The sequence below is a fragment of the Mesorhizobium sp. RIZ17 genome (genome assembly GCF_051127865.1).
Classification (GTDB): domain Bacteria; phylum Pseudomonadota; class Alphaproteobacteria; order Rhizobiales; family Rhizobiaceae; genus Mesorhizobium; species Mesorhizobium humile.
In genome coordinates this window covers 2,139,151-2,153,151 of the sequence record NZ_CP147861.1, presented here as the reverse complement: position 1 = coordinate 2,153,151, position 14,001 = coordinate 2,139,151, and the positions used below count along the sequence as shown (strand labels likewise).

The 14,001-nt window shown below is 63.7% G+C and carries 13 protein-coding genes; 6 read left to right on the top strand and 7 right to left on the bottom strand.

Annotated features, from left to right (window positions below; genetic code table 11):
• The 6 genes from WDX12_RS10670 (at nt 1) to WDX12_RS10645 (ending at nt 6,366) form a co-directional block, all read left to right on the top strand.
• Nucleotides 1–918, top strand: coding sequence for an AraC family transcriptional regulator (locus tag WDX12_RS10670; RefSeq protein WP_434724834.1), 918 nt, complete (start codon nt 1–3; stop codon nt 916–918).
• A 229-nt stretch (nt 919–1,147) separates the two neighbouring features.
• Nucleotides 1,148–2,422 carry an ABC transporter substrate-binding protein gene (locus tag WDX12_RS10665; RefSeq protein ID WP_434724833.1) on the top strand — a complete coding sequence of 425 codons (1,275 nt, stop codon included), beginning with the start codon at nt 1,148–1,150 and terminating at the stop codon, nt 2,420–2,422.
• A 101-nt stretch (nt 2,423–2,523) separates the two neighbouring features.
• Nucleotides 2,524–3,390 (top strand): carbohydrate ABC transporter permease, encoded by an 867-nt coding sequence (locus tag WDX12_RS10660; protein WP_434724832.1) that lies wholly within the window; start codon nt 2,524–2,526, stop codon nt 3,388–3,390.
• Nucleotides 3,387–4,214, top strand: coding sequence for a carbohydrate ABC transporter permease (locus WDX12_RS10655; RefSeq protein ID WP_434724831.1), 828 nt, complete (start codon nt 3,387–3,389; stop codon nt 4,212–4,214). The genes WDX12_RS10660 and WDX12_RS10655 overlap by 4 nt, the downstream gene beginning before the upstream one ends.
• A gap of 16 nt (nt 4,215–4,230) precedes the next feature.
• Nucleotides 4,231–5,277 (top strand): NAD(P)-dependent alcohol dehydrogenase, encoded by a 1,047-nt coding sequence (locus tag WDX12_RS10650; protein ID WP_434725608.1) that lies wholly within the window; start codon nt 4,231–4,233, stop codon nt 5,275–5,277.
• Between the two features lie 3 nt (nt 5,278–5,280).
• A complete protein-coding gene (locus tag WDX12_RS10645) occupies nt 5,281–6,366 on the top strand; it encodes an ABC transporter ATP-binding protein (RefSeq protein WP_320294080.1) in 1,086 nt (361 codons plus the stop codon).
• Nucleotides 6,367–6,393: 27 nt separating this feature from the next.
• On the opposite strand, the gene WDX12_RS10640 is transcribed toward WDX12_RS10645, so the two are convergent.
• From WDX12_RS10640 to WDX12_RS10610, 7 genes are all read right to left on the bottom strand, one after another.
• Nucleotides 6,394–7,980 carry an FGGY-family carbohydrate kinase gene (locus tag WDX12_RS10640; protein ID WP_434724830.1) on the bottom strand — a complete coding sequence of 529 codons (1,587 nt, stop codon included), beginning with the start codon at nt 7,978–7,980 and terminating at the stop codon, nt 6,394–6,396.
• Nucleotides 7,977–8,660: an HAD family hydrolase gene (locus tag WDX12_RS10635; RefSeq protein ID WP_320294078.1), complete on the bottom strand. Its 684-nt coding sequence runs from the start codon at nt 8,658–8,660 to the stop codon at nt 7,977–7,979. Before WDX12_RS10635 ends, WDX12_RS10640 begins: the two co-directional genes overlap by 4 nt.
• Before the next feature lie 123 nt (nt 8,661–8,783).
• Nucleotides 8,784–10,262: a mannitol dehydrogenase family protein gene (locus WDX12_RS10630; RefSeq protein WP_434724829.1), complete on the bottom strand. Its 1,479-nt coding sequence runs from the start codon at nt 10,260–10,262 to the stop codon at nt 8,784–8,786.
• 164 nt (nt 10,263–10,426) lie between these two features.
• On the bottom strand, nt 10,427–11,197 hold the full coding sequence (locus tag WDX12_RS10625; protein WP_320294076.1) for an L-iditol 2-dehydrogenase: 771 nt from the start codon (nt 11,195–11,197) through the stop codon (nt 10,427–10,429).
• Nucleotides 11,198–11,221: 24 nt separating this feature from the next.
• Nucleotides 11,222–12,226, bottom strand: a complete 1,005-nt coding sequence (locus WDX12_RS10620) for an ABC transporter ATP-binding protein (RefSeq protein WP_320294075.1) — start codon at nt 12,224–12,226, stop codon at nt 11,222–11,224.
• Between the two features lie 46 nt (nt 12,227–12,272).
• Nucleotides 12,273–13,097 carry a carbohydrate ABC transporter permease gene (locus WDX12_RS10615; protein ID WP_434724828.1) on the bottom strand — a complete coding sequence of 275 codons (825 nt, stop codon included), beginning with the start codon at nt 13,095–13,097 and terminating at the stop codon, nt 12,273–12,275.
• Nucleotides 13,098–13,108: 11 nt separating this feature from the next.
• Nucleotides 13,109–13,981 (bottom strand): carbohydrate ABC transporter permease, encoded by an 873-nt coding sequence (locus WDX12_RS10610; protein ID WP_320294073.1) that lies wholly within the window; start codon nt 13,979–13,981, stop codon nt 13,109–13,111.
• Nucleotides 13,982–14,001: the final 20 nt, after the last annotated feature.

Below are 14,001 nucleotides of genomic sequence, written 5' to 3'. Positions count from 1 at the left end.
ATGCCGTTCAGGCGCAGAAAGAACACCGCCGCGATCCCGCGCACGGTGCCCGCATTCGAGCACATCGTGACCGAGGCAAGCGACAGTTTCCTATGGCGGCTGGACGACTATCCGTGGGAGCGCAATGTCTGGAATTTCCATCCCGAATATGAAATCCATCTGCTCCGGAAATCATCGGGCGTGGTGCTGGTCGGCGATCATATCGGCGAATTCGGGCCGGGCTACCTGACCATCGTCGGCGGCGGCCTGCCGCATGACTGGGTGACCGCGGTGCAGCCGGGCGAGCTGATCAAGGGTCGTGATATCGTTCTGCAATTCGATCCCGAGCGACTGCGCGGCTCGTCCGGGCTGCTACCGGAGCTGCGCGAGCTGGAACCGTTCCTGGAACGCTCGCTGCGCGGCATGGTCTTCCACGGCCAGACGGCGCTCGACGGCGCCGAGCTGATGGAGCGGATGGGAGAGGTGCATGGGCTGGCGAGGTTCCGCCTGTTCCTCGAACTGCTCGACCTTCTGGCCACCACCGACGAATACGCGCTTTTGTCGTCGCCGGATTTTTCCCCGCTGCTCGACGCGGAATCACTCGATATCATCCAGCGCTCGCTGACCTATCTGTTCCAGCATTTCGCCGAGGATTTGAAGCTGCCGGACGTGGCGGCATTGGCCGGGATGAGCGAAAGCACGTTCTCACGCTTTTTCCAGAAGAACACCGGCAACTCGTTCAGCGACCATGTCGCCAAGCTCAGGCTCTGGCAGGCCTGCAAGCTGCTCGCCGATACCGAGATCCCGATCACCGACATCTGTTTCCAGGTCGGCTACATGAACATCTCGAACTTCAACCGTGCCTTCCTGCGCAAGCACAAGATGACGCCTTCCTCCTACCGCAAACTGTCGCGGCAGCGGTTGACGCTGCGAGCCTGATCTGGCCGGAGTCCGGCCACTTCTGATGGCACTGATACTCGTGTGACGGGCAGACTCTGCCCGTGCCATTTTTTGCGCCGCACAATGCATAAAAGTACAGGTCTGCTGCAACGGGGCTTCTAGTCTCGCCCCTTCCAACTCCTCATTTTGGCGGCGGGTCGCAGTCATGCGGGCGACGGTGAGGATCGCTTAGCCCACAGACTTGCTTGTTCCTGGAGGAGAAACATCAATGAAATCAACACGGCTCGCTGCCAGCCTCGGTGCAGCTTTCGTGCTTACCGCTTCCGTATCAACCGCAGCACTTGCCCAGGCGCCGGTGTGCTCGGCGCCGGTCAAGGTACTGGCGCAGCCGCGCGACGGCCTGACGCTTCTGGAGGACTCCAAGGATGAGTTCAAAAAACTCTCCGGCACCTCCTTCCAGATCGATTACCTCAACGAGAACGACCGTCGCGCCAAGTCGCGCGCCGACGCCTCCACCGTCGGCAACTACAACGTCTACTATGTCGACGAGGCCAATGTGGCGCTGTTCGCGTCTTCCGGCTGGATCGCGCCGCTGACCGATTATTATCCGGCTGACTACGACTATGCCGATTTCGATCCCGGCCGCCAGAAGGTCGCCACCTATGACGGCAAGGTGTGGTTCGCGCCGCTGACTGGCGGCGGCGACCTGATGGTCTATCGCAAGGACGTGCTGGAGGCCGCCGGCATCCAGCCACCGACGACGCTGGACGAGCTGATTGCCGACGTCCAGAAACTGAACGATCCCGACAAGGGCATATACGGCATTGCGCTGCGCGGCGCGCGCGGCTCGGGCGCCAATGTCTGGCGCTGGATGCCGTTCTTCAAGGCTTATGGCGGCAAGTGGTTCGACGGCGACAAGCCGGCTTTCAATTCGGACGCTGCCGTCAAGGCGACCGAGACCTATTTGAAGCTGTTCAAGGACTCGGCGCCCGGCACGCAGACCGGCAGCTGGGATGAATCGACCGGCGCTTTCCTGTCCGGCCAGGTCGCCATCCTCGTCGAATCGACGCCGCTGTCGGGCATGGCGGTGGACCCGAAGACCTCGCAGGTCGTCGGCAAGGTCGGCTTCCTGCCGCCGCCCTCGCCACTGCCCGGCGGCGGCTACGGCCACGGGCTCGCCATCGGCACCAAGGCCAATGCGGATGACGCCGCCAAGAAATGCGCCGGCCTGTTCATCGCCTGGGCAACGTCCAAGGAAAATGAAAAGCGCCGGCTCGACGCGCATCAGTTCGGCGAGTTGAACCGCACCAGCATCCTCACCAGCAAGGAATTCGCCGACATCTACGGCGCCGATCTCGGCAAGGCGCTGGCCGATACCGGCAAGGTGACGGCAGTGAACTTCTGGCAGGATCCGCGCTGGCCCGATCTCGGCGACCGCTGGGGCATTATCCTCGAAGAGCTCGTCACCGGCACGCGCACCGACATCAAGGGCGGCCTCAACGAGCTCGAGGCCTATGCCAACGAGTTGGTGAAGAAGAAGTAATCCTCCCGCCCGCGGCGCGCGGTCCACGGCATTCGAAGGAATGCCGGATCTGCGCGCCGCGGGACCTTCGCCAGACAGCAGCACCAATCCGAGGATAGGCAATGCGCCGACGCTCTTCCCTGCCGGTCACATTTCTGGTTCCGACCTTAGCCATCCTGCTGGTGCTGTCGATGGTGCCGACGCTCTACGCCGTCGTCATCGCCTTGCAGAACCGCGAGCTGAGCACGACGGGCTATTCCTGGGTCTGGTTCTCGAACTTCGCCGATCTCTTCCTCGACCGCCGCTTCCTCAACGCCGTCTGGGTCTCGGTGAAATGGGAGATCGTCACCGTGGTGGCGACGATGGTGGTGGCGATCGGGCTGGGCGTCTTGATGTTCGAGGTGGCCGGCCCACGCCTGCGCAATTTCTATTGCCTCTTGTTCATCATCCCGGTGCTGTTGCCGCGCGTCTCGGCCGCCTTCGTGTGGAAGTTCGCCTACCACCCGCTCTACGGCATCGCCACCTATCCCTACCGGCTGCTGACGGGCGGCCTCATCTTCGATCCGCTGTCCAAGCCCGCGACCGCGTTGTTTGCCGTGGCATCGGTGGATGTCTGGCAATGGGGGTTGTTCTTCGCGGTCATCGTGCTGAAGCTGCTCGAAACCCTGCCGCCGCAACCGATCGAGGCGGCGCGGCTCGATCACGCCAAGCGCTGGCAGATCCACGCCTATGTCACCTTGCCGATGCTGAAAGCGCCGCTGATCAGCCTGATGTTCGTCAAGATGATCGAGTCGCTGCGCTCCTTCGACCTGATCTATGTGATGACGCGCGGCGGTCCCGGCGTCGCGACCGAGACGCTCGACATGTACGCCTTCTCGCAAGGCTTCATCGAGTCCGGCAAGGTCTCCTACGCTTCGGCGATGGCGGTGCTGATGATGATCGCGACCGTCATCACCTTCACAATGCTTTGGAAGCGGGTGCAGGCATGAGGCAGTTTCGGGCAAGACCGGGCCGCCTGATCGCCAAGGCCATCCTGGCGCTGGCCGGATTCCTGGCCGTGTTCCCGCTGGTGTGGACGGCGCTCAACGCGCTGAAGAACAATGTCGACATCATCACGCGCGTGCCGAAGGTGATCTTCACGCCGACGCTGGCCAACATCACCTATATCCTCGGCCGCGACAGCGTGCTGACCGGCCTCTACAATTCGGTCGTCGCCTGCGGCTCGGCGGTGCTGATCGGCATCGTACTGGGGTTGCCGGCGGCCTATGCGGTGGCGCGCTATCCCAATCGCTTTGCCGGAGACATCCAGTTCTTCGTGCTGTCGCTGCGCTTCCTGCCGCCGGTGGCGGTGGCCATCCCGCTGATGGTGATCTGGCTGCAGGTCGGGCTCTACGACACTTTGCCGGCGCTGATCGTCACTTATTCGCTGCTGACCATCTCGGTGATCATGTGGCTGGCGATTCCTGCCTTCCAGGGCGTGCCTAAGGAGATCGAGGAAGCTGCCTTCGTCGACGGCTACGGCGCCTATTCGGTGTTCTGGCGGATCGCGCTTCCCGTGGCGGCGCGCTCGCTCATAGGCGCCATCGCCTTCAGCTTCGTGCTGGTCTGGAACGAGTTCCTGATCGCGCTGATGCTGTCGAGCTCCAACGCCAAGACGCTGCCGATCGTCGCTTCGGAACTCTCCCAGCAAGGCATGAACGTGCCGTGGGGCATCCTCAACGCCTCGGTCGTGCTCCTGTCGCTGCCACCGCTGCTGTTCCTCGGCGTCTTGAGCGGCTTCCTGAATTCCGTGTTCCGGCAAAAGAAAAGTTGAAGTGAGGCTTATCCCGATGCGAGCACTGGTGCTTGAGAAAAAAGGCGAACTGTCGCTGCGCGAGATCGCGTTGCCGCAAGATGTCGGGCCGGACGACGTCAGGATCGCCATCCATACGGTCGGCGTCTGCGGCAGCGACGTGCACTACTACACGCATGGCGCCATCGGCAGCTATATCGTGCGCCAGCCCATGGTGCTCGGCCATGAGGCGTCGGGCACGATCGTCGAGGTCGGCGCCAATGTCACGAGCCTGAAGGTTGGCGACCGCGTCTGCATGGAACCCGGCGTGCCTAACCTTTCGTCACGCGCGACGAAGCTCGGCATCTACAATGTCGATCCGGACGTCCGCTTCTGGGCGACGCCGCCGGTGCATGGAGTGCTCGCGCCCTACGCCGTGCACCCCGCGGCCTTCACCTACAAACTGCCGGACAATGTCTCGTTTGCCGAAGGCGCGATGGTCGAGCCCTTCGCCATCGGCATGCAGGCGGCGGCGCGCGCCCGCATCGTGCCGGGCGATGTCGCCGTCGTCGTCGGCTGCGGCCCGATCGGCATCATGATCGCGCTCGCGGCGCTGGCGGGCGGGTGCTCCAAGGTTCTGATCTCCGATTTTTCCACCCCCAAATTGGAGATCGCCGCACAGTATACCGGCATCGTGCCGGTCAATATCGGCGAGCAGTCCCTGGTCGAGGCGGTGCGGTCGGCGACCGACAATTGGGGCGCCGACATCGTGTTCGAGGCGAGCGGCAGCCCGAAGGCCTTCGCCAATCTGTTCGACATCGTGCGGCCGGGCGGCGCGGTGGTGCTGGTCGGGCTGCCGGTGGAAACGGTCGAGCTCAATGTGCCGGCGGCGATCTCCAAGGAAGTGCGCATCGAGACCGTGTTCCGCTACGCCAACATCTTCGATCGTGCCCTGCAGTTGATCGCCTCCGGCAAGGTCGACCTCAAGCCGCTGATCACCGGCACCTATGATTTTTCCGAGAGCATCAAGGCGTTCGAGCGCGCCGCGCAAGGCCAGCCGCAGGACGTGAAGCTGCAGATCCTGCTGACCGGCGAGAAGGATTAAGGGATGTCCGCGATCACCTGCTCCCATGTCGACAAGGCCTATGGCGCCACGTCCGTCATCCGCGACCTCAACCTCGCGATCGAGGAGCATGAATTCGTCGTGTTCCTAGGGCCCTCCGGCTGCGGCAAGTCCACGCTTCTGCGGATGCTGGCGGGTCTGGAAGACATCAGCGGCGGCGAGGTGTCGATCGGCGGCAAGGTGGTGAACGATCTCGATCCCGGTGACCGCGGCATCGCCATGGTGTTCCAGAACTATGCGCTCTATCCGCATATGACGATTTTCGACAATGTCGCCTTCGGACTGAAGCGGCAGAAGGTGCCGGCGGCCGAAATCAAGAAGCGCGTCGAAGCCGTCGCGAAGACGCTTGGCCTCGAACCCTATCTCGGCCGCAAGCCGACCGAGCTTTCCGGCGGCCAGCAGCAGCGCGTGGCGATCGCGCGCGCCATGATCAAGACGCCGAAAGTTTTTCTCTTCGACGAGCCGCTGTCCAACCTCGACGCCAAGCTGCGCAACCATATGCGGGTCGAGATCGCCAGGCTGCACCAGTCGCTGAAGACGACAACCGTCTATGTCACGCATGACCAGCTCGAGGCGATGACGCTGGCCGACCGCATCGTGCTTCTGAAGGACGGCGTGATCGAGCAGATCGGCTCGCCGGCGGAGATCTATCGCCGTCCCGGCAATCTGTTCGTCGCCGGCTTCATCGGCACGCCGAACATGAATTTCATCGAGGCCATGGTCGGCCGGAAGGGCGATGGCTGGACGCTGACCGGCGCCGGGACGGTGCTATCGCTGCAAGGCGGCGACTTCCATCTGCAGCATGGCGATCGCGTGGTGCTCGGTATCCGGCCCCCGGATCTGAAGACGGCGGAAGCCGGCACAGGAAACCTGTTGCAAGGCACCGCCGACCTCATCGAGTTCCATGGCAATGACGCGCTGGTGACGTTCGGCTCCGGTGGCAAGGAGATCAGCGCACTGGTGCCGGCCCGCGAATGCCCTGAGCAGAGCGCGCCTGTCCGCTACACGTTTGACGAGGACAGCATCCATCTGTTCGCCGCCGAGACCGGCAAGTCGCTGCGCCGACAATAAGACGGCCAGAGCGTCGCTGGAAGCGCTCTACCCGATCGCGTCGAGCATCTGCCGCTGGCGGTGCATTTCGAGGAAGATCCGGTAGTCGCGGTCGAAGCGGGCGCCGGCTTCCTTGTTGGGCGCGCGGGTCTTGCCGCCCTGCTGCATGGCGACGCAGGCCGCGTTGAGGTCGCGATAGAGCCCGGCGGCGGTCGCCGCCACCATGCCGGTGCCGAGCAGCACCGCCTCGTCGGCCAGCGGCTCGACCACCGTGCAGCCGGTTGCGTCGGCATAGAGCTCCATCAAAAGCGGGTTCTTGGTGTGGCCGCCGGTGACATGCAGCGTGTCGATCAGATAGCCGTTCTCGTTCAGCGCCTCGAGCACATGGCGCACGCCGAGCGCGATGCCGACGGCGGTGCGCCAGTAGAGCTTGCACAGGCTGTCGAAGGAGGCGTCGAGCGTCAGGCCGCTGATGACGCCGACCGCGTGCGGGTCGGCGAGCGGCGAACGGTTGCCGTGGAAATCCGGCAGCACATGCAGCCTTGCAGCAAGCGCATCGCCATCCTCGGCGCGCAGCTCGGCGACACGCCGGGCGATCTTCATGTGCATGGCCGCGTCCGGCTCGCCGCCGGCGCCATGCCAGCGGATGATATGGTCGAGCAGCGCGCCGGTGGCCGACTGGCCGCCTTCCGAGAGCCACAGCGTCGGCAAGGCCGCGCCGTAATAGGGACCCCAGACGCCGGCGAAGGGCTGCGGGTCGAGCGACATCGCCATGACGCAGGACGATGTGCCGGCAATGAGCGCCAGATGCCGGCTGATGTCCTTCTCGTCGCCGGCAAAGCCGCCCAAAACGCCGAGCGCGCCGGCATAGGCATCGATGACGCCGGCGCCCACGCGGCATTTCTCGGTCAGGCCGAGCGCGGCGGCGGCTTTCGCCGTCAGCGGTCCGATATCGGCGCCGACCGGGCTTGCCTTTTCCGGCAGATTGCCGTGCTCGAAAAGATCGCCGAGGCCGACCAGCTCGAAGAAATCGTGCCGCCAGCTTTTTTCCTCGTGGGCGAGATAGGTCCACTTCGCCGTCAGCGTGCATTGCGAACGGGCGAGCGAGCCCGATGCCTTCCAGGTCAGGAAATCGGCAAGGTCGAACAGATAGCCGGCTTCATTCCATGTCTTCGGCAGATGACGCTTCAGCCACATCAGCTTCGGCGTTTCCATCTCGGGCGACATCACGCCGCCGATGTAATCGAGAACGGCGTGGCCGCTCGTCGTGCATTCGTCGGCCTCGGCGATGGCACGGTGATCGAGCCAAACCATCGTGTCCCAGCGCTTCTCGCCGCTGACCGAGACGCTGATCTGGTCGCCTTGTCTGTCGCGCGCGACCAGCGAGCAGGTCGCGTCGAAGGAGATGCCGGCGAGATCGCCGGCGGCGACGCCGGATTTCTGCAGGGCGGACCGCACGGATTTGCACACCGCCGACCAGATATCTTCCGAATCATGCTCGGCATGATCGGGCTTGGGCTGATGCATGGCGATCGGATGATCGGCGCGGCCGAGCAGGTTGCCCTCGGAGTCGAGAATGCCCGCGCGAGCGCTCCCGGTGCCGACATCGACCGCGCAAACGAAACTTTTCGTCAAGATGCTTTTACTCTCGCTCCCAGGCCTGCAATCAGATCGGGCAATTGCAGCATGTCAGCGAATATAAAGTCCGGTTCCGTCGACGCAAGCCGCGCTTTGAGGGCGGGATTGGAGGCATGCGAGCCGCCGGTGAAAGCGAGGACGCGCATGCCCGCCGCGCGGGCGGCGGCAACGCCGGCGGGACTGTCCTCGATCACCAGGCACGCGCGCGGATGCGCCCGCATGCTGGCGGCGGCGTGCAGGAACAGGTCGGGCGCCGGCTTGCCGCGCTCGACCATGCTGGCGCTGAACAGATGCGGCTCCAGCAAGGGGAGCAGGCCGGTGACGTCGAGCGCGTAGCGGATGCGCTCCAGCGTGCCGGACGAGGCGACGCAGCAAGGCAGGCCGAGCTTCGGCAGCACCTCCTTGACGCCCGGGATCGGCTTCAACTCCTCGCGGAATTTGCGCATCAGGTCGACGCGCATGGCGGTCAGATGCTGGTCGTTGATCTCCAGCCCGAACTCTTGGCCGAGGATCTCGCGCACGCTCTTCATGCTCTTGCCGAGGAAATGCTCGTAGGCGGCGTCCTCGCTGACCGTGCCGCCGGCGAGCTCGATCATGCCAAGCAGCGCCGAGACCGAAAGCGCCTCGCTGTCGACCAGCACGCCGTCACAGTCGAAGATGACCAGCTCAGGCGTCATCGCGGCGTTGCTTCCAGCGCGGTTAGATCAGGATAACGCTTCGTTGGATCGTCATCCTGATCCAACTTTTTGTCGGAGCGTGATCTTTGCCGAAAACCGGTTCCCACTTTTTGGGATCACGCTCTAGAGCTTGCCGGCGAGATAGCGCGTCAGGGTTTCGCGCGCGCCGTTCGCCCACAGCGCCTTCAAGGCATGGGCGAAGGCCTCGGCGAAGACGGGCGAGCGGCCGACATCACCATAGATGTCCTCCATCGCCAGCCAGGCCTTCGGATCGCCCTTCGCCGCCTTCGCGGTGGCCTGCATGCGATCCCAGCTGGGATCATTCGGCTCGATGACGGCGCCGCTGTCGGTGGTGCCGAAGCAGTAGCGGCACCACAAAGCCGATTCCAGCGCGAGACCGGCGACGCCCTCACCCGCCTTCAGCCGGTCGGCGATCGTCGGGATGATGAATTTCGGCTGGCGATTGGAGCCGTCGAGGCAGAGCCGGCGGATGGTGTCGCCGATCTTGGGGTTGGAGAAGCGGCGCTCGATGAGCTGGTAATAATCCTCCAGGTCGGTGTTAGGCACCGGCGGCACGGTCGGAATGATCTCGTCATGCTCGAGCTTCGACAGGAAGGCGCGCACCAGCGGCTCCTGCATGCCTTCATGGACGAAATGGATGTCCATCAGCCCGGCAGGATAGGCGATGGTGGCATGACCGCCGTTGAGGATGCGGATCTTCATCAATTCGTAGGGCGAGACATCCTTGACGAATTGCACGCCGACCTTTTCCAGCGCCGGGCGGCCGGCGGTGAAATGGTCCTCCAGCACCCATTGCTTGAACGGCTCGCAGAACACCGGCCAGTTGTCCTCCAGCCCGAAATCGTCGGCGAGGATCTTGCGCTCACGGTCGCTGGTGGCCGGCGTGATGCGGTCGACCATGCCGTTCGGGAAGGCGACCTTGTCTTCCACCCATTTGGCGAGGTCCTCGTCGATCAGCCGGGCTAGGCCGATGACGCCGTCGGAGGTGACGTGGCCGTTATGGGGGATGTTGTCGCAGGACATGACGGTGAACGGCACGATGCCGTCGGCGCGCCGGCGCAGCAGCCCGGCAAGGATGATGCCGAAGACGGTCTTCGGCACGGCCCCAGGCTGCGCGTCGGCGACGATGTCGGGATGAGCCGGGTTGAACTTGCCGGAGGCCGGGTCGATGAAATAGCCGCCTTCGGTGATGGTCAGCGACACGATCTTGATCGCCGGATCGGCAAGCCGCTCGATGATCGCAGCGGCATCGCCGGGCGTCAGGAAATCGATCATGGCGCCGGTGACACGGGCGCTCATATGACCCTGGTCCTGCTCGACGACGGTGGTCAGCCAGTCCTGTTCCTGCAGCTTGGAACGGCCGATCTTCTCGCCTTCGAACACGCCGGCGCCGATCAGCGCCCAGTCATGGCCCTCGCCGGTGCCGAACAGGTCGTCGAGGTAGACCGCCTGGTGCGAGCGGTGGAAGTTGCCGACGCCAAAATGGACGATGCCGGCCTTCAGGACGGAGCGGTCATATTTCGGGCCGGCGACCTTGGCCGGCAGCCTGGCGAGGTTCGAGGAGGAGAGTTTCACGGTCATCTCATTCACCCTTTGGCCGATCTGCAGCCCGACTGTTAACGCCTCCTTCGGGAGAGCGAGGATGAGGGGCAACACCCGGTGTTCCAGTATGCTGCCCCTCACCTGCCCCGCGGCGTCTTCTCCGGAGGAAGAAGAGAAGCGCCTCCCCCCTCAACCCATCCCCGTCAACTCATCCATTGGCCGCCATCGACATTGTAGGTCTGGGCGACAATGTATTCGGCCTCGTCGCTGGCGAGGAAAACCGCCATGCCGGCGAGATCTTCCGGCTTGCCCATGCGGCCGTAGGGAACGCCTTCGCCGACCAGGCGCTTCTTCTCGCCCTTCGGGCGGTTCTCGTATTTGGCGAACAGCGCATCGACCTGGTCCCACATGTCGCTGTCGACGACGCCGGGCGCGATGCCGTTGACGTTGATGCGATGCTTGATGAGGTCGAGACCCGCCGACTGCGTCAGCGAAATGACGGCGGCCTTGGTGGCGCAATAGACCGCGACCAATGGCTCGCCGCGGCGGCCGGCCTGGCTCGCCATGTTGATGATCCTGCCGCCCTTGCCGCGCGCGATCATCGAACGGGCCGCCGCCTGCAGCATGAACAGCGTGCCGGCAACGTTGACGGAGAACAGCTTTTCGTAGCTTGCCTTGGTGATCTCGACGATCGGCGCGAGATCGAAGATCGCGGCGTTGTTGACCAGCACGTCGAGCCCACCGGTCTTCGCTTCGACCGCCTTCACCGCCGCCTCGATCGAAGACTGATCGGTCACGTCGAGTTGGACAGCGTAAGCTTGTGGACCGATCGCTTTCGCCGTCGCTTCCGCCGCTTTGAGGTCGATGTCGGCAATCGCCACCGTCGCGCCTTCGCGCGCATAGGCCTCGGCGAAAGCCCTGCCGATGCCGCGCGCCGATCCAGTGATCAGCGCCGATTTGCCTTTCAACCTCACTGTCCCGTCCTCACTTTGCCGTCGTCACTGGGCCAGCGCCTTGCCGTCGGCGCCGAAGCGATGCAGCTTGGTCTTGTCGGGGGTCAGGTAGACGGTGTCGCCGTGCTTCACCGCGACCTCGCCGTCGGCGCGGACATTGATCGTGCCGATGCCGTCGGTCTGGACATGCAGGAAAGTGTCGGAGCCAAGATGCTCGGCAACGCCCACCGTCGCCTTCCAGTCGCCGGCCGTGGTCGAGATGTTCAAGTGTTCGGGCCGGATGCCGATGGTCTTGGCGCCGTATTTGTCTGCCGGCGCGCCTTCGATGAGGTTCATCTTGGGCGAGCCGATGAAGCCGGCGACGAAGAGGTTCTTCGGCGTCTTGTAGAGTTCCATCGGCGAGCCGACCTGCTCGATGTTGCCGGCGTTGAGCACGACGATCTTGTCAGCCATGGTCATGGCTTCGACCTGGTCGTGGGTGACGTAGATCATCGTCGTCTTCAGCTGATGGTGCAGCTCGCTGATCTCCAGCCGCATGGTGCCGCGCAGAGCCGCGTCGAGGTTGGACAGCGGCTCGTCGAACAGGAAGGCCGAGGGCTGTCGCACGATGGCGCGGCCGATGGCGACGCGCTGGCGCTGGCCGCCGGAGAGCTGGCCGGGGCGGCGCTCGAGGTAGTTGGTGAGGTTGAGCACGCGCGCGGCGTCCTTCACCTTCTTGTCGATGGTCGCCTGGTCCTCGCCGGCCATCTTCAATGGGAAGGCGATGTTCTTGGCGACCGTCATGTGCGGATAGAGCGCGTAGGACTGGAACACCATGGCAAGCTTGCGCTTGGCCGGCGCCTCGCGGGTGACGTCACGGCCATCGATCGAGATGGTGCCGCCGCTGGTATCCTCGAGCCCGGCGATCAGCCTGAGCAGCGTGGACTTGCCGCAACCCGATGGGCCGACGAACACGACGAACTCGCCGTCCTCGATGTTGAGGTCGATGTTCGGAATGATCACCGTCGACCCGAAGGACTTGGAGACGTTCTTGAGCGTGATGTTTCCCATGGTTTCCTCCCGGGGATGGTCTTCGTCGTCCGCCGCTTGGGCGCTCTTACTTCACGGCGCCAAAGGTCAGGCCGCGCACCAACTGCTTCTGGCTGAACCAGCCCATGATCAGGATCGGCGCGATCGCCAGCGTCGAGGCCGCGGAGAGCTTGGCCCAGAACAGGCCTTGCGGACTGGAGAAAGAGCTGATGAAGGCGGTGAGCGGCGCGGCATTGGTGGTGGTGAGCCGGATGGTCCAGAACGCCTCGTTCCAGGCCAGGATGATGTTCAAGAGCATGGTCGAGGCGATGCCGGGAACAGCCATCGGCGTCAGCACATAGATGATCTCGTTCCACAGCGAGGCGCCGTCCATGCGCGCCGCTTCCAGGATCTCGCCCGGTATCTCGCGGAAATAGGTGTAGAGCATCCAGACCACGATCGGCAGGTTGATCAGCATCAGCATGACCATCAGGCCGATGCGGCTGTCGAGCAGGCCGGTGTCGCGGAAGATCAGGTAGATCGGGAAAAGCACCGCGACCGCCGGCATCATCTTGGTGGACAGCATCCACATCAGGATGTCCTTGGTGCGCTTGGTCGGCGAGAAAGCCATCGACCATGCCGCCGGGATCGCGACCAGCAAGGCCAGAATGGTCGAGCCGACCGAGAGCAGCACAGAATTGAAAAAGAACTTGAAGTAGCCGCTCTGCGCCTGCACCTCGGAATAGCTCTCGAAGGTCCCGGAGGGGATCAGGTTGAAGCCCTGGATCGCCTCCTGCTCCGACTTGAACGAGGTGATGATCGTATAAAGGATCGGAAAGAAGATCAGCAGGGCGACGATCCAGGCCGCGGCCGTGGCGATGGTCTTGTGCTGGGTGGTGACTGCGCGGGCCATCTTGTCCTCCCTTATTTGTCCAGGTTCTTGCCGACGGCGCGCATGGCGAAGAAGGCAACGATGTTGGCCAGAATGACGGCGATCACGCCACCGGCGGATGCCTGACCGATTTTGAACTCCAGCAGCGCCTTCTGGTAGACGAGGAAGGGCAGATTGGTGGAGGCGTAGCCCGGGCCGCCATTGGTGGTGACCAGGATCTCGGCATAGACCGAGAGCAGGAAGATCGTCTGGATCAGGATGACGACGGTGATCGCCCGCGACATGTGCGGCAGCGTCAGATACCAGAAGCGGCTGAGGAAGCCGGCGCCGTCCATCTCGGCCGCTTCCTTCTGCTCGCCGTCGAGCGACTGCAAGGAAGTGAGCAGGATCAGCGTCGCGAAGGGCAGCCACTGCCAGGCGACGATGAGGATGATGGCGGTCAGCGGATGCTGGCCGAACCAGTCGATCGGCTCGGCGCCGAAGAAGCGCGCGATATCGGCGAAGACGCCGTATTGCGGGTGCATGATCATGTTCTTCCAGACAAGGGCCGCGACCGGCGGCATGACGAAGAACGGCGAGATAACCAGGATGCGCACGATGCCCTGGCCCCAGATCGGCTGGTCGAGCAGCATCGCCAGAAGGATGCCGCCGACAACGGTGATGACCAGCACGCTGACGACGATGGTCAGCGTGTTGAGGATCGAGGAGAGGAAGGCCGGGTTGGAGTAGAACAGCGCGTAGTTGGAGAAACCGACGAAGCCGTCACGGATCGGGTTCAGCGGATTGTACTGCTGGAACGAGAACCACAGCGTGAAGACGAGCGGCACGATCATCCAGACAAACAGCAGGATCACCGATGGCGCCATCATGAAGCGCGCAAGCGAACGGGTTTGCTGAGTAGCCATGACGGTCACCCTCCCAAGGT